23 protein-coding genes are annotated in these 16,643 nt (G+C 69.5%); 6 read left to right on the top strand and 17 right to left on the bottom strand.

Annotation, left to right across the window (positions count from 1 at the left end; translation table 11 throughout):
• Positions 1–53 precede the first annotated feature (53 nt).
• The 3 genes from JWP60_RS19445 to JWP60_RS19435 are packed head-to-tail and all read right to left on the bottom strand — an operon-like array spanning position 54 to position 760.
• Positions 54–266, bottom strand: coding sequence for a hypothetical protein (locus JWP60_RS19445; protein ID WP_299795064.1), 213 nt, complete (start codon positions 264–266; stop codon positions 54–56).
• 24 nt (positions 267–290) lie between these two features.
• Positions 291–458: a hypothetical protein gene (locus tag JWP60_RS19440; RefSeq protein WP_299795062.1), complete on the bottom strand. Its 168-nt coding sequence runs from the start codon at positions 456–458 to the stop codon at positions 291–293.
• Positions 459–487: 29 nt separating this feature from the next.
• Entirely contained in the window at positions 488–760 is a 273-nt protein-coding gene (locus JWP60_RS19435) for a hypothetical protein (protein ID WP_299795060.1), read from the bottom strand.
• 241 nt (positions 761–1,001) lie between these two features.
• On the opposite strand from JWP60_RS19435, the gene JWP60_RS19430 reads away from it, so the two are divergent.
• Entirely contained in the window at positions 1,002–1,559 is a 558-nt protein-coding gene (locus JWP60_RS19430; RefSeq protein ID WP_299795058.1) for a cytochrome b, read from the top strand.
• A 55-nt stretch (positions 1,560–1,614) separates the two neighbouring features.
• Here the strand turns inward: JWP60_RS19430 and JWP60_RS19425 are convergent, their stop codons facing one another.
• Together JWP60_RS19425 and JWP60_RS19420 are read right to left on the bottom strand one after the other, a co-directional pair.
• Positions 1,615–2,133 carry an ABC-type transport auxiliary lipoprotein family protein gene (locus JWP60_RS19425; RefSeq protein ID WP_299795056.1) on the bottom strand — a complete coding sequence of 173 codons (519 nt, stop codon included), beginning with the start codon at positions 2,131–2,133 and terminating at the stop codon, positions 1,615–1,617.
• Positions 2,134–2,228: 95 nt separating this feature from the next.
• Positions 2,229–3,218 carry an MlaD family protein gene (locus JWP60_RS19420; protein ID WP_299795054.1) on the bottom strand — a complete coding sequence of 330 codons (990 nt, stop codon included), beginning with the start codon at positions 3,216–3,218 and terminating at the stop codon, positions 2,229–2,231.
• Positions 3,219–3,291: 73 nt separating this feature from the next.
• Here JWP60_RS19420 and JWP60_RS19415 point away from each other — a divergent pair, with 73 nt between their 5' ends.
• From JWP60_RS19415 to JWP60_RS19405, 3 genes are all read left to right on the top strand, one after another.
• Positions 3,292–4,014 carry a haloacid dehalogenase type II gene (locus JWP60_RS19415; protein WP_299795052.1) on the top strand — a complete coding sequence of 241 codons (723 nt, stop codon included), beginning with the start codon at positions 3,292–3,294 and terminating at the stop codon, positions 4,012–4,014.
• A 123-nt stretch (positions 4,015–4,137) separates the two neighbouring features.
• Complete coding sequence (locus JWP60_RS19410) at positions 4,138–4,320, top strand: hypothetical protein (RefSeq protein WP_299795050.1); 183 nt, start codon at positions 4,138–4,140, stop codon at positions 4,318–4,320.
• A 13-nt stretch (positions 4,321–4,333) separates the two neighbouring features.
• On the top strand, positions 4,334–4,558 hold the full coding sequence (locus tag JWP60_RS19405; protein WP_299795048.1) for a hypothetical protein: 225 nt from the start codon (positions 4,334–4,336) through the stop codon (positions 4,556–4,558).
• 7 nt (positions 4,559–4,565) lie between these two features.
• Here the strand turns inward: JWP60_RS19405 and gspE are convergent, their stop codons facing one another.
• The 10 genes from gspE to gspG are packed head-to-tail and all read right to left on the bottom strand — an operon-like array spanning position 4,566 to position 13,717.
• Complete coding sequence (gene gspE, locus JWP60_RS19400) at positions 4,566–5,969, bottom strand: type II secretion system ATPase GspE (RefSeq protein WP_299795046.1); 1,404 nt, start codon at positions 5,967–5,969, stop codon at positions 4,566–4,568.
• 5 nt (positions 5,970–5,974) lie between these two features.
• Positions 5,975–8,110 carry a type II secretion system secretin GspD gene (gene gspD / locus JWP60_RS19395; RefSeq protein WP_299795115.1) on the bottom strand — a complete coding sequence of 712 codons (2,136 nt, stop codon included), beginning with the start codon at positions 8,108–8,110 and terminating at the stop codon, positions 5,975–5,977.
• 58 nt (positions 8,111–8,168) lie between these two features.
• A complete protein-coding gene (gspN, locus tag JWP60_RS19390) occupies positions 8,169–8,963 on the bottom strand; it encodes a type II secretion system protein N (RefSeq protein WP_299795044.1) in 795 nt (264 codons plus the stop codon).
• A 5-nt stretch (positions 8,964–8,968) separates the two neighbouring features.
• A complete protein-coding gene (gspM, locus tag JWP60_RS19385) occupies positions 8,969–9,448 on the bottom strand; it encodes a type II secretion system protein GspM (RefSeq protein ID WP_299795042.1) in 480 nt (159 codons plus the stop codon).
• Complete coding sequence (gene gspL / locus JWP60_RS19380; RefSeq protein WP_299795040.1) at positions 9,445–10,653, bottom strand: type II secretion system protein GspL; 1,209 nt, start codon at positions 10,651–10,653, stop codon at positions 9,445–9,447. The genes gspM and gspL overlap by 4 nt, the downstream gene beginning before the upstream one ends.
• A gap of 28 nt (positions 10,654–10,681) precedes the next feature.
• Positions 10,682–11,644, bottom strand: coding sequence for a type II secretion system minor pseudopilin GspK (gene gspK, locus JWP60_RS19375; protein ID WP_299795038.1), 963 nt, complete (start codon positions 11,642–11,644; stop codon positions 10,682–10,684).
• Positions 11,644–12,351, bottom strand: coding sequence for a prepilin-type N-terminal cleavage/methylation domain-containing protein (locus JWP60_RS19370; protein ID WP_299795036.1), 708 nt, complete (start codon positions 12,349–12,351; stop codon positions 11,644–11,646). The genes gspK and JWP60_RS19370 overlap by 1 nt, the downstream gene beginning before the upstream one ends.
• The gene (gspI, locus tag JWP60_RS19365) at positions 12,351–12,767 is read right to left on the bottom strand and encodes a type II secretion system minor pseudopilin GspI (protein WP_299795034.1); all 417 of its coding nucleotides are present in this window, start codon (positions 12,765–12,767) and stop codon (positions 12,351–12,353) included. Before gspI ends, JWP60_RS19370 begins: the two co-directional genes overlap by 1 nt.
• Positions 12,768–12,822: 55 nt before the next feature.
• On the bottom strand, positions 12,823–13,287 hold the full coding sequence (locus tag JWP60_RS19360; RefSeq protein ID WP_299795032.1) for a GspH/FimT family pseudopilin: 465 nt from the start codon (positions 13,285–13,287) through the stop codon (positions 12,823–12,825).
• Positions 13,262–13,717 carry a type II secretion system major pseudopilin GspG gene (gspG, locus tag JWP60_RS19355; RefSeq protein ID WP_299795030.1) on the bottom strand — a complete coding sequence of 152 codons (456 nt, stop codon included), beginning with the start codon at positions 13,715–13,717 and terminating at the stop codon, positions 13,262–13,264. The genes JWP60_RS19360 and gspG overlap by 26 nt, the downstream gene beginning before the upstream one ends.
• Positions 13,718–13,738: 21 nt before the next feature.
• On the opposite strand from gspG, the gene JWP60_RS19350 reads away from it, so the two are divergent.
• On the top strand, positions 13,739–14,197 hold the full coding sequence (locus JWP60_RS19350; RefSeq protein WP_299795028.1) for a type II secretion system protein N: 459 nt from the start codon (positions 13,739–13,741) through the stop codon (positions 14,195–14,197).
• A 3-nt stretch (positions 14,198–14,200) separates the two neighbouring features.
• On the opposite strand, the gene ilvA is transcribed toward JWP60_RS19350, so the two are convergent.
• Positions 14,201–15,754, bottom strand: coding sequence for a threonine ammonia-lyase, biosynthetic (gene ilvA / locus JWP60_RS19345; RefSeq protein WP_299795026.1), 1,554 nt, complete (start codon positions 15,752–15,754; stop codon positions 14,201–14,203).
• 233 nt (positions 15,755–15,987) lie between these two features.
• Between ilvA and JWP60_RS19340 the strand changes: the two genes are divergently transcribed.
• The gene (locus JWP60_RS19340; protein WP_299795024.1) at positions 15,988–16,437 is read left to right on the top strand and encodes an OsmC family protein; all 450 of its coding nucleotides are present in this window, start codon (positions 15,988–15,990) and stop codon (positions 16,435–16,437) included.
• A gap of 18 nt (positions 16,438–16,455) precedes the next feature.
• On the opposite strand, the gene JWP60_RS19335 is transcribed toward JWP60_RS19340, so the two are convergent.
• The coding region (locus JWP60_RS19335) for a demethoxyubiquinone hydroxylase family protein (protein ID WP_299795022.1) at positions 16,456–16,643 on the bottom strand (188 nt) is incomplete at its 5' end.

The raw sequence follows: 16,643 nt of genomic DNA, 5'->3' as shown, positions 1-16,643 counted from the left end.
AGGAGGCGGGACGATCCGCCGCCCAGCGCCCGTGATCGTCATGGACGGCTCGCTCAGGCCGCGCGGCCCGGGCGGCAATCCTCGCTGCAACAGAACTGCAGCGCGCCGGCCACCCGGAAGGAACGCAGCGAGCGGCGCGCCACATGGCGGCCGCATCGGAAGCAGCTCATGGTCGCGCCGGGCGCGCCGGGAAAATCACTGCCGGTGGACTTCGAGATGTAGCGAAGTCCATCGGACTGCATCTCGGTCTTGACTATGTCCTTCATGCGTGGCTCCCGGTGCGTACCGACTTACTCGGTCTCGGTCTTGGTTACGGCTTCAGTCTCGCCCTCGGGCTGCGAAGGCGATGCCTCCGCCTGGTCCGGCGGCGCATCCTTCTTCATCGCCTTCTCTTCCTTCTTGCGCTTTTTCTCCAGCTCGCGCTGGCGCTTGGCGAATCCGTAGTTCGGCTTGGGCATGGACGGGGTCTCCTTTCAATGGCGATCGGTCACGCGGCGATGCGGGCCCGGCTGGGGCCCATTCCGATCCACTGCTGGCCTTCGGCGATAGCGTACTCCGCTGCCCGCACCGCGGTGCGGAAAAGGCGCGTGAGGCGCACGATCCGGTCCGTGGTGGCGCTGCCGGAGCCGGAGCGGATGGACACCGAGCACGCATACCAGCCGTTATCCAGCAGTGTCGTGATCGGCGATATGAGGTATTTCCCGGCCGTGACAGGCGCGGTCGGTACGGCGCGGCCGCTGCCGTGGGTCCGTAGGGTCATGTCGAATCCTTGTTGTTGTCTCGCGCGGGCGAACGCTGGCGCGGCGCCGACGCCAAGAGATCAACGATGGGGGGTTCGACTGCTACGGCCTGTGCGGGCGCGAGGGGAAGAGGCCTAAAGATGACAGTCCTGAAGACGTCGGTTCAACGCATGGTACACGGTTTGGGCAGGAATGGCTGGCGTCGAGGCCGGGCTCGGACCATACTTGGAACAGCGCCCGTTGCCGGCGCAAAAGAGCGACATGCGGCCCCTGTCCAACACCGAGCAAGGCTACGGCCTGGTCGCCGTGCTGCTGCACTGGGGCATGGCGCTGCTGCTTTGCGGCTTGATCGGCCTGGGCCTTTACATGGTGTGGCTGCCCGACGTCGGTTTCGACCAGGAGAAGATCCTCCTGATCCTGGTGCACAAGGCGATCGGCATGGCGGCGCTGGCGGGTGCGCTGCTGCGCCTCGGGTGGCGCGCGTGCAATGCGCTGCCGGCGCTGGCGGCAAGCTTGCCGCAGGAGCAGCAGGTGGCCGCGCGTTTCGTGCACCTGGTCTTCTACGCGCTGATGATCGCCCTGCCGATGACGGGGTGGCTGATGTCGTCGGCCGGCGGCTATCCGGTGCCCCTGTTCGACGGCTTCTCGCTGCCGGACCTGACAGGGCTCAACGAAGACCACTTCCAGCTGTACATCGCGGTGCATCGGTGGCTCGGATATGCCTTGCTGATGCTGCTCGTGCTGCATGCGGGGGCGGCGTTGCACCACCACCTGGTGCGGGGGGACGATACCTTGCGCAGGATGTGGCCGCGCGGGTGAGGGGGTGTACGTGCGATGCGCTGACGCGCAGGCCACGGTACCGAAAGAGCGAAAGCTAGGGCGTGTATTCCAGCACGAAACCGGCCAGTTCGCGCAGCACGCGCGCGACCGCCTCGTTGCCTGCGAGCACGCCGGCCCCCGGCGTCTTCTGCGGCAGCGGCTCGCGCAGCGTCCACTCGCGCGTGGCTATCGTGCGGTTGCCCGCTTCGTCGCTCAGCACGGCGCGCAGCGAGAAGCGCAGCACCGGCGGATCTTCCCCGAAGTCCTGCACCAGGTCGACGATCTCCGTGCGCAGTCCGAGCGTGGTCCCGCCAGTCTGCGGCGGCGTCAGCACCGCGCGAAAGGCGCCCGTGGCCTCGAGCGTGCGCACCAGCAGGGGCTGCAGCATCTGCGGCGGGGTCTCGGCCCATTCGTTGCGCGCGAAGTAGGCCAGCTGGTGCGGCCGCAGCGCATACGCCATCTGCGTCGTGTCGACGGCAGGACGCGCCTGCGGGGTGTACACCAGCAGCGTCGCGTTGCCGCGCGCGTGCTGCGGCACCTGCGCGGGCATTCGATCGAGCAGCGAGCTGACCATGGGCGGCTCCGGGGGGGCCACCAAGGCGCAGCCGGCCGGCAGCGCCAGCGCGCCCGCCATCGCCAAGGGAACAAGCAGGCGCGGGCCGCGCCCCCTCATGGCGCCTCGCCCGGGCCCACAGGCGTGGCAACGGAGCCGCGCAGCAGCAGCGAGGGATTGCGCTGGATGCGATCGGCGCTCTGCCCCAGCGAGGTGGAAAGGCGATCCAGCCGCGTCAGGGTGCGCTGCGCTTCCGGCAGGATCTGCATCTGCAGCGAGCGCACCGCATCGTTGCTGGATTGCAGCAAGGGGCCCATGCGCGTGCTGGCCTGTTCGGTGTTCTGCAAGATGGTGGTCATGCGCTCGTTCATGGCGGCGGAAAGGCTATCGAGTTGCCGCAGCGTGTCCCTGGCCTGCGGCAGCACCTGGGTGCGCAGCGACTGCACCGCATCGCCGCTCGATTGCAGCAGCGGCTGCACCTGCGCACTGGCCCGTTCCGCGTTCGCCAGGATCTGCACCAGCCGGTCGTTGTTGGCCGCCAGCGTGCGCGAGACCTGCTCGATCCCGGCAAGCGACTGCTTCAAGGCGCCCACCGTCTGCGGATCCAGCGCCGCCTCCAGCAGCGCGCTCACCGTGCGCACATTGCGATTCAACTCGCTGAAGGACATGTCCATGTTCTCCAGTTGCGCCGGTGCGGTGGCGATCTGCGGATAGCCACCAGCGGTCGCCCGCGCGAGCGGCCGGCCCGGCGCGCCGCTGTCTTCGAGACTGACATAGACATAGCCGGTGAATCCGCGGGTGGCGAGTCCGCGGCCCGTGATGGTGGCGACGGTGCCCGACGACAGGACCAGGTCCCTGCGGATGTCCAGCAGCACCCGCACGCGCCGTGCATCTTCCAGTTCCACCGCCTGCACCTTGCCGACCTCCACCCCGTGCAGTTCGACCGGCGAGCCCGCGATCAATCCGGACACCGCCTCTGCGGTGCGGATCTCGTAGGTGGCGAAGCGGCTCTCACGCCACAACAGCCAGCCACCCGCTGCGGCGGCCAGCGCCAGCAGGAACAGCACGAACAGCGTTCGCGCCCTCGCTTCCGCGCTCCAATTCATCGCGCACCCCCTTGGCAGGACAGCAGACCGACAGCAGGCGCGAGTTTAGTGCGGCTCGCCCTACACTGCGCAGATGCCCGCCGCTGCCCCTGCCGCCCTTGCGAGCGAGGTCGAAGTCCTCGCCTTCGACATCTTCGGCACCGTCGTCGACTGGCACGGCAGCCTCGTGCGCGAACTGGCGCAGACCTGGCCCCAGGTGGATGGCAATGCCTTCGCGCTCGCGTGGCGTGCGGGCTATCGGCCGGCGATGGCGCGCGTGATGTCCGGCGAACTGGGCTGGACGCTGATCGACGACCTGCACCGCACGATCCTCGACCAGATCCTGCCCCAGTTCGGTCTCGCCCACCTCGACGAAGCCGCGCGCCAGCACCTCAATCGTGCGTGGCACCGACTCGATCCGTGGCCCGATGCGGTCGCCGGCCTGCAGCGCCTGAAAAGCCGTTATCTCCTGTGCACGCTCTCCAACGGCAACCTGGGCCTGCTCACGCGCATGGCCAAGCGCGCGGGCCTGCCCTGGGACTGCGTGCTGTCGGCCGAAGTGTTCCGCGCGTACAAGCCGGATCCATCCACCTATCTCGGTGTCGCGCGCGTGTTCGACGTGCCGCCCGCGCGCGTGATGCTGGTCGCCGCGCACCACGACGACCTGGCCGCGGCGAGCGCCTGCGGCCTGCGTACCGCCTATGTCGAACGGCCGCTGGAGTTCGGCGCGCTGCAGATCAAGGACGTGAGCCCGCAGCCGGGCAACGACCTGCACGCGCGCGACCTGCTGGACCTGGCGGACCAGTTGGGCTGCTGATGCAGGCTGTAGTCAGGTGCTGACACCCGCGGGCGGGGCGGACCTAGGCATGGCAGCGCAGCGCGCCTAGGGCGCCTTCCGGCCGGCCGAAGCAAGATGCAGGCATCGGACCAGGAAACGCCCATGCCAGAAGATCGCACCCCCATCGACCACGGATTGGCGCATCCGCAGCCGGAGCGCGGCCGCATTCCGCAGCCCCGGCCACAAGCCGACGAGGACGAGCGCGAGCTCGTACCGGACCAGCCCGCTTCGGAGCACAGGCCGCAGCCCGGTGGTCATACCGATTTCGTGCAGACGCCCGACTGAGGAGGCAGCAACCATGGTGATGTTCAAGGCCAGGTACCGGCCGATGGTGGCCGAGCGGCCGCACGCGCGGCTGCAGGCGCAGCAGCAGCAACAGCCACAATCGCGCGCGGCGGTGCGCAAGCAGCAGCAGCAACAACAGCAGCCACAACCCACGGTGCCGCCGATCGAGGAAGAGCGCGGTCCGCAGGCGCCGGTGCGCGAACCCGCACCGCTGCACGAGCCGGAGCGCGCGGTTTAGTCGGCGGCTAATTGCGGGTGACGCGCAGCACTTCCTCGCGGGAGGTGATGCCCTCGCGCACCAGCCGCTCGCCGTCGAGGCGCATCAAGCGCATGCCGGCGGCCATCGCGGCTTCCCGGATCTGGGCTTCGCCCGTCTTCGTATGGATCAGGTTGCGGACGCGCTCGTCGGCCACCATCAACTCGAAGATGCCCGTGCGCCCGTGGTAGCCCGTGTAGGCGCAGTGCTGGCAGCCGCGCGCCACGCCTTCGATCTCCACCTTGCAGTACTCGCACAGCTTGCGCACCAGCCGCTGCGCCAGCACGCCCAGCAGCGACGAGCTCAGGAGGAAGGGCTGGACGCCCATGTCGGTCAGGCGCGTCACCGCGCTGGCCGCATCGTTGGTGTGCAGGGTGGCCAGCACGAGGTGGCCGGTCAGCGAGGCCTGAATCGCGATCTGCGCGGTCTCGTAGTCGCGGATCTCGCCGATCATGATCACGTCGGGGTCCTGCCGCAGGATGGCGCGCAGTGCCTTGGCGAAATCGAGGTCGATCTTCGGGTTGACCTGCGTCTGGCCGATGCCGGGCAGCTCGTACTCGATCGGGTCTTCCACCGTCATGATGTTGCCGGTGCTGGCGTCGAGCCGGCTCAGCGCCGCATACAGCGTGGTGGTCTTGCCCGAGCCGGTCGGCCCGGTCACCAGGATGATCCCGTGCGGCTGCGCGATCAGCTCCAGGAAGCGGTCCAGCGTGCCGCCGGTCATGCCCACGGATTCCAGGCTGATCTTGCTTTCGCTCTTGTCCAGCAGGCGCAGCACGGCGCGCTCGCCATGCGCGCTGGGCAGTGTGGAAACGCGCACGTCCACCGCGCGCGTGCCGATGCGCAGGGAGATGCGGCCGTCCTGCGGCAGGCGCTTCTCGGAGATGTCCAGTTCGGCCATGATCTTCAGCCGCGAGATCAGCGCCGCGTGCAGCGCGCGATTGGGCTGCACCACTTCGCGCAGCGCGCCGTCCACGCGAAAGCGCACGCTCGAATGGCGCTCGTACGGCTCGATGTGGATGTCGCTGGCACCGTCGCGCGCGGCCTGCGTCAGCAGCGCGTTGAGCATGCGGATGATGGGCGCGTCGTCGCTCGCCTCCAGCAGGTCTTCGACCGCCGGCAGTTCCTGCATCATGCGCGTGAGGTCGGCGTCGTTCTGCACTTCGCTCACGACCGTGGCGGCGCTCGATTCGCCCTGGGCATAGGCGGCGCTGATGCGCTGCGCGAGGGCCGCCGCATCGAGCTGCTGCAGTGTCTTGACCGGGTACTTGCGCAGCACCTCGGACCACGCAGGCGCGGGCGCGCCGCCGTGCCACAGCACGAGCTGCTCGCCGTCGTCCTCCAGCAGCAACTGCTGGGTGCGCGCGAACGCGTAGGGAAGCGGGTAACGCATGATGCTCAGCGGACGCTGGGCGAGGTCGTGGCCGGCGGCTGCACCAGCGGCGACCACGTGTTGCCGGGGGGCACCGGCCGGGCGAGCTCGGGCGCGATCGGCGCCGTCTCCACGTTGTGCAGGAAGGTGCGTGACTCCGGTTGCACGTTCTGCTGCTTGGTGCGCATCAGCTCGTAGCGGTCCAGGGACAGCGAGTCCGACTCGTTCGCGTCCCGCACGACCACCGGCCGCAGGAACACCATCAGGTTGCTCTTGGTGCGCGTGCGGCTGTCGGTGCGGAACAGGGTGCCCAGCCCGGGCACGTCGCCGAGGCCGGGGACCTTCTGCACGTTGCCGGAATACGTATCCTGCAGCAGCCCTCCGATGACCACGATCTGGCCGTCGTCCACCAGCACATTGGTCTCCACCGTCTGCTTGGTGGTGGTCGGGCCGTTCAACGCGGTTTCGGTGCCGGCCTTCACCGCGGAGTTCTCCTGGTAGATGGTCAGCCGCACCGTGCCGTTCTCGTTGATCTGCGGCTTCACCCGCAGCGTCAGGCCGACGTCCTTGCGATCCACCGTCGTGAACGGGTTGACGGAGCCGTTGCTCGCGCCGGTGTTGGTGAACTGGCCCGTCACGAAGGGCACGTTCTCGCCAATGACGATCTTGGCTTCCTCGTTGTCCAGCGTCAGCAGGTTGGGCGTGGACAGCACGTTGCCGTCGCCGCTGCTTTCCAGGAAGTTGGCGATCGCGCTCAGGATGAAGCGGCCGCCCACGTTGCGCACCGCACCCACGTTGAAGCCGGGCGAAGGCAGCGTGGGGCTGCCGGTGCTGAGCCCGGTCTGCGTCTGCAGGCCGATGATGTTCGCGCCGCCCACCGTGAAGTTGCTGCCCAGGAAGCCGATGACGCTGCTCGTGGCCGACCCCAGCACGTTCTGCCACTGGATGCCGAATTGCGCCACCTTGTCGGCGTTCACCTGCACGATGATGCCTTCCACCAGCACCTGCGCGCGGCGGCCATCGAGCTGGTCGATCACGGCGCGCAGCTGCCGGTACTGCGGGTCGGGTGCGGTGATGATCAGCGAGTTGGTCGAGGGATCCGCCTGTACCTGGCCGCCGGTGGAGGGCTGGGCCGATGGCGTGATCGGCGCCGTCGCCGCGCTCGTGCCCGTTCCGCTGCCGGCGCCGCTCAGGCCGCTGGTCATGTTGGGCGGGCTCGCGATGCTGGAGCCGCCGCCTCCCCCGGCGAGGCCGGTGGCGCCGAGGGCACCCGGTGGCTGCGTGCTGACGATGGCCGCGCGCAGGATCGAGGCCAGCTTGGTCGCATCCGCATTGCGCAGGTACACCACGTGGATATTGCCGGCTTCGGTGGGCGCGCCGGGCGTATCGAGCCGCGCCACCACCGAGCGCACCAGGTTCAGCCGCGCCGCATTCGGCGCGCGCACGATCAGCGAGTTGCTGCGCGGCTCCGCGATCACGGTCGTGCGGAACCCGGCGTCGGACTGCCCCTGGACCGCGCCACCCGGCGCACCCGCGGCGGCGCCGCTCGTGCCCGAGGCATCGACCAGTCGCTGCACCACCGGCGCCAGGTCGACGGCCAGGGCGTACTGGAGGTTGATCACCTCCACGTCGGTGGCGTTGTTGACATCGAGGGCCGCGATGATGCGGGCGAGCCGCCGCAGGTTGTCCGCGTAGTCGGTGATCACCAGCGAGTTATTGCCGGGGTTCACGTTGATCGTGTTGTTGGGGCTGATCAGCGGCCGCAGGATGGGCACCAGGTTGGCGGCGCTCTCGTGATTGAGCCGGAAGATTTGCGTGACGATCTGCGAGCCGGCCACCGAGCCGTCGACCGTGACCGCGCCGCCTTGCAGCTTGGCCTCGGCCTCGGGCACCACCTTCAGCAAGCCGCCCGATTCCACCACCGTGTAGCCGGAGAGGCGCAGCGTTGCCACGAACTGGTTGAAGGCCGCGGCGGCCGGCACCGGCCGCTCGGTGGAGAGGGTCATGGTGCCCTTCACGCGCGGATCGACCACGATGTTGCGGCCGGTGATGGCGGCCATCGTGCGGGCCACGGCCTCGATCTCGGCGTTGACGAAGTTGAGCGTGATGGGCTCGTTGGCGCGCTGCGCCTGCGCCCCGCCGGGCGCCGCACCCAGCAGCATGGCCAGGGCAAGCGAGGCGGCGGCGTATCGGTAATTCATGAAAGCTTCCCGGACACGACTAGCCAATGGAGATGAGCGAGCGGGCCCCGCTGCGCCGCCCGATGATGTTCAAGAGGTTGGCCAGCGCCGATTCGCGCTCCGGTGTGGCGCTGGCTTCGCCGCGAAAGCGCAGGCGGGAGCCGACCCACTGGCCGGACCCGGACAGCTGCAGGCTGCCCTCCAGCGTTTCCAGCTGCAGGCTGGCGGGCGTGCCGCCTTGCAAGGTGATGCGGTAGCTGCCCATGGGCCTCAGGGTAGACAGGCGCGACGCAACGCGCAGCGCCACCAACTCGGCCCGCCCGGCGACCACCGGGCGGCCCGCGGCCCATTCTACTGAAAGGCCCCGCGTAGTCAGCCGTACTTCACCATCGAGTTGCAATGTATTCCACGGGGTGCCCAGGCCCGCCAGCAAGCGGGCCGGCCACGCCGACTCGCCGTCGCCGATCCGCAGTTCGGGGCCCCCGGCATGCAGCACCGCCCGCACGTCCAGGGCCCGCGAAGTGCAGCAGTCGGTGCGTACCGCCGCGGCCGCTCCATTCCAGCGCGGATGCAGCTCCCAGGCTATTCGGCCGGGCAGGGCCGCGGCGTCGTTGCTGCCCGGGCCGCCGGTGAGCACCAGGCGGGCCGAGCCGTCCCACACCGTGCCGCGGGCATCGGCCAACAGCACGCGGCCGCCGCTCGCCCGGGCGGTCGCCTGCGCCAGCCAGCCGGCCGGCGCCCAGGCAATCAGAGCGAACACGGCTCCGAGCAAGGCACCGGCCACTGCCCAGGGCCAAGGCGCCTGGCGCGGCGCACGCTGCGTTCGGGTGGCCACAGCGCTCAGCGTGCCGGCAACGTCAGCACCAGGCTGCCATCCCAGCCGCCCGCGGGATTGCGCGTGAGCTTCGCCTCGCTGGCGATGGCGCGCGCATTGGTGCGCACCTGCGTGAGCCACTGGGCCAAGGCAGCGGGCGGCGTGTTGGTGAGGGTGACGGTCACGCGATCGCCGGCGATGATGTAGCGCGCGCTCACGCCCAACTGAGCGCGGATGGCCGCCTCCAGCTGGCGCATCGCTTCGTCGGGGTTCTGCCGCGGCTGTGACTGCATGATCCTGGCCTGCGACTGCAGCCGGCGCATGTGCTGCAGCTGCGCATCGAGGCTGCGGTGCTGGGCGTCGGCGGAGCTCAGGGTCGTGATGGCCGGCGCCAGCGCGATCCACCACAGGAGCGCCAGGGCCACGAGGCCGACCGCGGCGCCCACCAGCGCCTGTTCGCGCGGCGCCAGGGTCGCCCAGCGAGCCCGCAGGAGCTGGGCGTTCATTGGCTCTCCTCCGCGGCGACGACCAGCACGTCGTCTTCGGTGCTGCCGGCGTAGCCCAGGGTGTGCAGGTGCGCGACCACGCCGCGCAGGTCCTCGCCCGAGAGCGCCAGGCCGGCGGCACGCAGCTGTCCGCCGCCATAGTCCAGTTTGGCGGGCGTGCGGCCCGCGGGCAGGGCCGAGGCCAGCGCCGCCAGCAGCGCGTCGAGGTCGCGGGCGGAAGCAACGCCCGTCTGCTGGCGCAGGTTCGCGACCTCACGCTCCATCTGCACCGGCGCATCGACGATCACCCGCACCTGCGGGAAGGTCTCGCGCAGCACCCCTTGCACGGCGTCGCGCTGGTTCGCCAGGGTGGCGCGCTCCTTCCAGGCCCAGGCGTTCAGGCCGGCCAGGTTGGCGACGACCAGGACCACGGCGGCCCAGCGCGCCGGCCGCCACGGCCTGCCATGCAACACCTCGGCCCAACCGGAGGCGAGCTTCTTCAGCGCGCGGGCCCGGCTGGAACTGGCGAATTCGAATTGCGCAAGATCCCAGCGCGTGCGCGCCGCCTGCAGCCAGCGTTGCGGAGCCTGTTGCAGCACGAACTTCTGCTGCAGCAATTGCTCGGCGATGGCCGCGACGCCGGGCTCCGCCACGCGCGGGGCCTCTTCCGGCAGCACCGGCAGCAGGTGCAGGGCGGCCGGCGTGAGCGGCAGCGCGAGCACGCCTTCCTCGCTGCCGACGATGGCGGTCGGATGTTCGGGGTCGCCGGTGACCACCAGGGCCGGCGGGCCTTCGGGCGCGAATTCGGGGACGATGCGCGTCACCGGGCGGCCGGCGGACTCCAGCATCTGCAAGGCGTGGCGCAGCCAGGCGCGGTCGCACACGGCCACCCAGGCCGCGCCGCCCGCGCGGGCGCCGGGTCCGAGCGCCAGGTGCACGGCGTCGGTCTCGTCCAGCAGCTGTTCTTCGAGCAGGCCTTCGAGCGCGGCACGCAGGCGGGGTGAGCCGGCCGTCGTGCCCTTCGGCAGGTCGACCCGGTGCCAAGCGAGGGCCTGCACCGGGACCACCGCGACGATCTCGGCGCCGGTGCCGCGTGGCAGCGGCAGCAGCGCGGCCGGCGCCTTGCCGTGGTCGCCCAGGGTGGCGCCGTCGGGGCTGGCGGCATAACTCCACTCGCTGGCGCTCGTGGCAGGTTCCAGGGGCAGCAGGACAACGAGAGAGCTCATGGATAGCGGCGCATTGTAGGTGTGCGACCTAGCGGGGTGCGGCTTCCTGGAAGGCGCCGCGCTCGCGTTGCAGGGTGACCACGCGCGTGCCGACCCGCTGGATCAGCGAGCGCTCCTCGATCACGACGTCGTCCAGGCGCAAGCGGCCGCGGACCTCGAAGTACTGCGTCTGCACGTCGCCCGCCGTGAGGTCGATGGTGGAGCCGACAGGCAGGATCTTGGAGACGGCGGCGACGCTGCCGAAGGCCTGGTGCTCGCGTTCGGCCACCAGGCGCTTGGCGTCCGCCAGGCTGACGTTGGTGCCGATGGCGTGCAGCACTTCCGCCGAGGCGGTGTTGATGTTCACGCGCGAACTCGAACTGCCGGGGGGCAACACCGTGACATAGGGTTCCAGCGCCGCGATCGTGTCCTGCGGCACGCCCAGCCAGGCCAGTTGCTCGATCCGTTGCGGAAACAACGATGCCTTGCCCGAATTGAGGTTGTCGACGTGGATGTCGGAGGCGAAGCGCAGGTTGTCGGCCAGCTTGGCCAACTGGTCCTGCGGCAGGCCCAGCGTATCGAACAGCAGCTGGAACTGCTTGAGCGCCGTGGCCTGCACGGTGCCGGCCGAGACCAGGGTCGCGAGGTTCATCTTGGCCTGCAGGTCCGTGATCTCGCCCGAAAGGAACACGTTGTCGGCATCGCCCGTGTCGGTGTTGTTGGCGGGGTCGGCGGCGAGAAAGGTCGAGAGCCGCGCCTCCTGCAAGGGCACGGCCCACGGCTCGGCCAAGGAGTCGATGCGGCCGGCGAGGAAGTCCTCGCGCAGGATCAGGCGCGACCAGTCGAGGGCGCCGGTGAGGATCCAGCTCGATTGCACGCGCGAGCGGTCGGCCGCCTCCACCTCGGCGCCGCGCCACTGCTGCCACATGGCGCCGGCAGCGAGCGTCGCCACCAATGTGACGGTCAGCATGGCGGCGAGCAGGGCCGCGCCGTGTTGGCGAGGGCGTTTCATCAGCTCGGCCCGAGCGTGGGGCGGATCCAGTCGCGCTGCAGCCGGCCCGCAATGGCGCGCCCTGCGGGCAATTGCAGCACCAGGCGCACGCCGTCGGGCAGTGCGCTGGTGGTGGCCTGCGCCTGCTGGACTGCGGCGGCGGTCGCTACCGCTCCACTCGCCGCCGCAGCGGCCGCAAGCGCAGCCGTCGTCTGCGTGGAGTCCGGGCTGGACTGCGGGTTGGTCCAGCTGTTGTTGCGGAAGTAGAAGATCTGCCAGTCTTCCAGTGGCGCGATCACCACCTCCTGCCGCTGCATCGCATCGCTGGGCGTCTGCGACCACAGGTCGGCCTGCTGCCAGGCCGCGTCGACGTCGCCGCGCGTGTACAGCGGCGGCGACTCCCAGCGCCGCCATTGGCCGCCCCGAAGTGCCCAGCCGACCACGCGTGCACCGTCCCCCGGCGAAGTGCTGCTGTGCCGCGTGAGCCGCAGCACCCGGCCGTTCCATTGCAGGGCGGTGAAGCCGGGGAGCTCCATGATCGCGTCGAGGTCGGCCCCCCACTGCGCCAGCCCGGTCTGCAGCCCCAGCACCTGGTCGGTGTAGACCTCGGTCTGCTGGCGGGCGCGCACCATGCCGTCGATGCCGCGCCAGCTCAGGCCGGCCAGCACGGCCAGGATGAACAGCGACACCAGCAGTTCGACCAGCGTGAAGCCGCGTGCGCGCCGCATCAGTAGCGCCCCTGCACGGTGGACACGCGCACCAGCGGCGTCTGGTTGTCGAACACCTGCGCATCGACCCGGCGAAAGCTGGGGTTGGGCGTGGGCGAGACCTTCAGCCGCACGGTCAGCACCAGCCCCGCCTGCTCGCAGGCGATGTCGCTGTCGCCGACGGCGGGCAGCTGCTTGGCCAGGCGCAGGCCGATCAATGCGTTCTCCGCGCAGACATGCGCGAGCAGCACGTCCGACTGGCGCTGCGCGTTGCTGGAAAGCGCAGCGCTGGCCTTCAGGCCGGCGACCAGCGCGATCGCGACGATGGCCAGGGCCACCAGCACTTCGACCAGCGTGAAGCCACGCGTGCGCTTGACTCCGCGACCTTCGTGCTGCGCACTGCGGTATTCGCCCTTGGGGCGGCCCGGCGGGGTCATCGTGAACCTCCGTGCTGCGCACTGCGGTATTCGCCCTTGGGGCGGCCCGGCGGGCTCATGGCTGTTCGGCCGTGACGGCAAAGGGCCGCAGGCCGTCGGTGGCGATGCGCAGCGCCCGCTCGGGACGGTCGCTGCTGGTCAGCACCACGGCCTGCGGCGGAATCACGGGTTCGGGACCGAGCACCAGCACGCCCGGGCCGAGCACCTGCGTGTGGGCATCGAGCCAGCCTTGCGGCAAGGCATCGCGCGGCAGGCCTTCGAAGCGGAAGCCCGCAGGCTGCGCCACCCAGCGCACCGGCTGGCCGCTCAGGCGCGAGCGCGCCCGCGCCGATTCGAGGAGGGCGGCCAGGCGCTGGGCATCGCGATCGAGCGGCGCGCCGCCGGCGTCGCGCACCGCGAAGGAAACGCCGGCCGCGGCAATGGCGATGATGGACAGCACCACCATCAGTTCCATCAGCGTGAAGCCGGCGGCGCGCTTGAGCGGCGCGACGCTCCTATTGCCAGGAGCCGATGTCGGCATTCTTGCCCTCGCCGCCCGGCTGGCCGTCGGCGCCAAACGACATGACGTCGATCTCGCCCTTCACGCCGGGATTGAGGTACTGGTAAGGGCGGCCCCAGGGGTCGTTGGGCAGCTTGTCCAGGTAAGGCTTCCAGTTGGGCGGCACCGGCGCGCTGGTCGGGCGCGTCATCAGCGCCTGCAGGCCCTGCTCGCTGGTGGGATAGCGCTGGTTGTCCAGCTTGTACATCTTCAGCGCCTGCATCAGGTTGTTGACGTCGGTCTTGGCGGCGGTGGCGCGCGCGTCCTCGGCGCGATCGAGCACGTTGGGCACGATCAGCGCGGCCAGCACGCCGATGATGACCAGCACCACCATCAGTTCGATCAGCGTGAAGCCACGCTGGAGGGTCTTGGCGCGCCAGGCGCGCAGGCGGGAAGCGGGAGTCGACTGCATCGGCTGGATGATAATCCGCGAATGTTGCGTTCGAGTTCCGCCACCTGGACCGCCCGCGGCGCCACGTTTGCGCTGTGGGCGCTGGCCGCCGCCAGCGCCGTGTACTGGGGCCTGAAGGTGGGCGGCGGTTCGCGCCTGCTGGACCTGGCGGCGCCGCCGGCGCGGACGGTCGAACCCGCCAATCCCGATGTCATCGCCCGCTTGCTGGGCAGCGCACCAGCGGCGGCTGGCGGCCCGGTCGTGGCGGCGCCGGTGGCGACGCTCGCGAGCCGGCTGCAACTGCTCGGGGTCGCGGCAGGCACGCACTCCGGTCGGGGTGCCGCCGTGATCTCCATCGACGGCAAGCCGGCGCGGCCCTATCGCGTGGGGGCCTTCCTGGACGAAGGCGTGGTGCTGCAATCGGTCCGGGGTCGCGAGGCCACGGTGATGCAGGCCGACGGCACGACGGTCACCCTCGAACTGCCGGCGCTGCGCAAGTAGCCGTCAAGCGGCGCGCGTGCGCAGGAACAGCCGGTACACCGGATTGTCGGTTTCCTCGAAGTAGGGATAGCCCAGCGTGTCGAGGAAGGACTGGAAGGCCTCGTCGTCGCCTTGCGGCACCTGCAGGCCGACCAGGATGCGGCCGTAGTCGGCACCCTGGTTGCGGTAGTGGAACAGCGAGATGTTCCAGTTGGGCCGCATGTTCGACAGGAATTTCATCAGCGCGCCCGGCCGCTCGGGAAACACGAAGCGCAGCAGGCGTTCGTCCTGCGCCAAGGGCGACGGCCCGCCCACCATGTGCCGGATGTGCTCCATGGCCAGTTCGTCGTGCGTGAGGTCGAGCGCCTGGAACCCGTGGCGCGTGAAGCTGGCGGCAATACGCCCCGACTCTCCCTTGCCGTGCGTGGTGAGGCCGACGAAGACGTGCGCCTGCTGCGCGTCGCCGATGCGGTAGTTGAATTCGGTGACGTTGCGGGCGCCGCCCGGCAGCGTCGCGATCAATTCGCAAAAGCGGCGGAAGCTGCCGCGCTCCTCGGGGATCGTGACGGCGAACAGCGCCTCGCGCTCTTCGCCCACCTCCGCGCGCTCGGCGACGAAGCGCAGCCGGTCGAAATTCATGTTGGCGCCGCAAAGGATCGCCGCGTAGGTTTCGCCGCGCGTCTTGTTCGCGGCCACATACTGCTTGATGGCGGCGACCGCGAGCGCGCCGGCCGGCTCGACGATGCTGCGGGTGTCGATGAAGATGTCCTTGATCGCGGCGCAGACGGCGTCGGTGTCGACGGTCATGAACTCGTCCACCAGTTCGCGCGCAATCCGGAAGGTTTCCTCGCCCACCAGCTTCACCGCCGTGCCGTCCGAGAACAATCCGACGTCGCCCAGCGTGACGCGTTTTTTCGCCGCGACCGATTGCATCATCGCGTCGGAGTCGTTCATCTGCACGCCGATCACCTTGATCTCGGGCCGCACCGCCTTGATGTAATTGGCCACGCCCGCGACCAGTCCGCCGCCGCCGATCGCCACGAAGACGGCATCGAGCGGTCCTTGGTGCTGCCGCAGGATTTCCATCGCGATGGTGCCTTGGCCGGCGATCACGTCGGGGTCGTCGAACGGGTGCACGAAGGTCAGGCCGTGCCGCTGCTCCAGTTCGACGGCATGCACGTGGGCGTCTGAATAGCTTTCGCCGTGCAGCACCACCTCGCCACCCAAAGCCTTCACTGCGTCGATCTTGACCTGCGGCGTGGTCACCGGCATAACGATCACGGCGCGCGCGCCCAACCGGTGCGCGGACATCGCAACGCCTTGCGCGTGATTGCCCGCGGATGCGCAGATCACGCCGCGCTGCAGCTGCTCGGGCGTGAGGTGCGCCATCTTGTTGTACGCTCCGCGCAGCTTGAAGCTGAACACCGCCTGCTGGTCTTCGCGCTTGAGCAGGACCTTGTTGTGCAAGCGGCGGCTGAGGTTTTTCGCCGGCTCGAGCGCCGACTCCACCGCCACGTCGTAAACCCGCGCCGTGAGTATCTTCTTCAGGTAATCCGACGGCTGCAGCTGCTTCTTCATGGCGTGGGAATGATAAGCGGGGGGCCAAATGGCGAGAAAAAAGCCCTCGAGCCTTGCGGCTCGAGGGCTAAATCCACCAAGGGAGGTGGAGGAGACAACCGGGGCCGGCGGGCCGCAACCAACGCCGGGGCATACCGAAATCGCTATGCTTCGGAATCAGTATATCCGGTGCTTTGCTGCGCTGCAGCACCGGAATGTTTCGATCACGCCAAAGTGTGGCGAAGAGGACGCAGATGGAATGCACCGTAAGTTGGACTGGCGCGAGCGGGACTCGCTCCGGGATGGGGTTCATTGCCGAGACGGGCAGCGGTCACGTGCTGGCCATGGATGGCGCGCCCGACGCCGCTAAACCGGAGAACGGCGGGCAGAACCTGGCGCCGCGCCCGATGGAGACGGTGCTGGCAGGTGCGGGCGGCTGTACCGCTTACGACGTCGTGCTGATTCTCAAGCGCGGGCGCCACGACGTGCGCGGCTGCTCGGTCAAGCTCACTTCGCAGCGCGCCGAGACCGACCCGAAAGTGTTCACCAAGATCCACATGCACTTCGTGGTGACGGGTCGCGAAGTGCCCGCGGCTGCCGTTGAGCGCGCGGTCGCGATGAGCCACGAAAAATATTGTTCGGCCACCATCATGCTGGGCAAGACCGCCGAGATCACGACCAGCTTCGAAGTGCTGCCCGCCTAGCGCGCAGGCGGGCCCTGCTCAGATGTAGTGAGCGGTGGTCGTCATGACTTTGGCGGCAGCGCGCATCAACAATTTGGCCGGGGCGGGCAACTCCGCCGCGCCGGCGTTCAGCGCCTGGGCGGCATGCGCGGCTTCGTCCGTCTTCATCTGCGCGACGATCGCGCGCGACGCGTGATCGGCTGCGGGCAGGCGATCGAGATGGCCCT

The organism is Ramlibacter sp. (assembly GCF_028291745.1).
Taxonomy (GTDB): domain Bacteria; phylum Pseudomonadota; class Gammaproteobacteria; order Burkholderiales; family Burkholderiaceae_C; genus Ramlibacter.
The sequence above is the reverse complement of the archived record's forward strand: the minus strand, read 5'-3'. Positions and strand labels throughout refer to the sequence as shown.

Bases quoted from the DNA above. Each gene is read 5' to 3' on its own strand.
- JWP60_RS19445 (WP_299795064.1), bottom strand. From the start codon at position 266: ATGAAGGACATAGTCAAGACCGAGATGCAGTCCGATGGACTTCGCTAC.
- JWP60_RS19440 (WP_299795062.1), bottom strand. From the start codon at position 458: ATGCCCAAGCCGAACTACGGATTCGCCAAGCGCCAGCGCGAGCTGGAG.
- JWP60_RS19435 (WP_299795060.1), bottom strand. From the start codon at position 760: ATGACCCTACGGACCCACGGCAGCGGCCGCGCCGTACCGACCGCGCCT.
- JWP60_RS19430 (WP_299795058.1), top strand. From the start codon at position 1,002: ATGCGGCCCCTGTCCAACACCGAGCAAGGCTACGGCCTGGTCGCCGTG.
- JWP60_RS19425 (WP_299795056.1), bottom strand. From the start codon at position 2,133: ATGGTCAGCTCGCTGCTCGATCGAATGCCCGCGCAGGTGCCGCAGCAC.
- JWP60_RS19420 (WP_299795054.1), bottom strand. From the start codon at position 3,218: ATGAATTGGAGCGCGGAAGCGAGGGCGCGAACGCTGTTCGTGCTGTTC.
- JWP60_RS19415 (WP_299795052.1), top strand. From the start codon at position 3,292: ATGCCCGCCGCTGCCCCTGCCGCCCTTGCGAGCGAGGTCGAAGTCCTC.
- JWP60_RS19410 (WP_299795050.1), top strand. From the start codon at position 4,138: ATGCCAGAAGATCGCACCCCCATCGACCACGGATTGGCGCATCCGCAG.
- JWP60_RS19405 (WP_299795048.1), top strand. From the start codon at position 4,334: ATGGTGATGTTCAAGGCCAGGTACCGGCCGATGGTGGCCGAGCGGCCG.
- gspE (WP_299795046.1), bottom strand. From the start codon at position 5,969: ATGCGTTACCCGCTTCCCTACGCGTTCGCGCGCACCCAGCAGTTGCTG.
- gspD (WP_299795115.1), bottom strand. From the start codon at position 8,110: ATGCTGCTGGGTGCGGCGCCCGGCGGGGCGCAGGCGCAGCGCGCCAAC.
- gspM (WP_299795042.1), bottom strand. From the start codon at position 9,448: ATGAACGCCCAGCTCCTGCGGGCTCGCTGGGCGACCCTGGCGCCGCGC.
- gspL (WP_299795040.1), bottom strand. From the start codon at position 10,653: ATGAGCTCTCTCGTTGTCCTGCTGCCCCTGGAACCTGCCACGAGCGCC.
- gspK (WP_299795038.1), bottom strand. From the start codon at position 11,644: ATGAAACGCCCTCGCCAACACGGCGCGGCCCTGCTCGCCGCCATGCTG.
- JWP60_RS19370 (WP_299795036.1), bottom strand. From the start codon at position 12,351: ATGCGGCGCGCACGCGGCTTCACGCTGGTCGAACTGCTGGTGTCGCTG.
- gspI (WP_299795034.1), bottom strand. From the start codon at position 12,767: ATGACCCCGCCGGGCCGCCCCAAGGGCGAATACCGCAGTGCGCAGCAC.
- JWP60_RS19360 (WP_299795032.1), bottom strand. From the start codon at position 13,287: ATGCCGACATCGGCTCCTGGCAATAGGAGCGTCGCGCCGCTCAAGCGC.
- gspG (WP_299795030.1), bottom strand. From the start codon at position 13,717: ATGCAGTCGACTCCCGCTTCCCGCCTGCGCGCCTGGCGCGCCAAGACC.
- JWP60_RS19350 (WP_299795028.1), top strand. From the start codon at position 13,739: ATGTTGCGTTCGAGTTCCGCCACCTGGACCGCCCGCGGCGCCACGTTT.
- ilvA (WP_299795026.1), bottom strand. From the start codon at position 15,754: ATGAAGAAGCAGCTGCAGCCGTCGGATTACCTGAAGAAGATACTCACG.
- JWP60_RS19340 (WP_299795024.1), top strand. From the start codon at position 15,988: ATGGAATGCACCGTAAGTTGGACTGGCGCGAGCGGGACTCGCTCCGGG.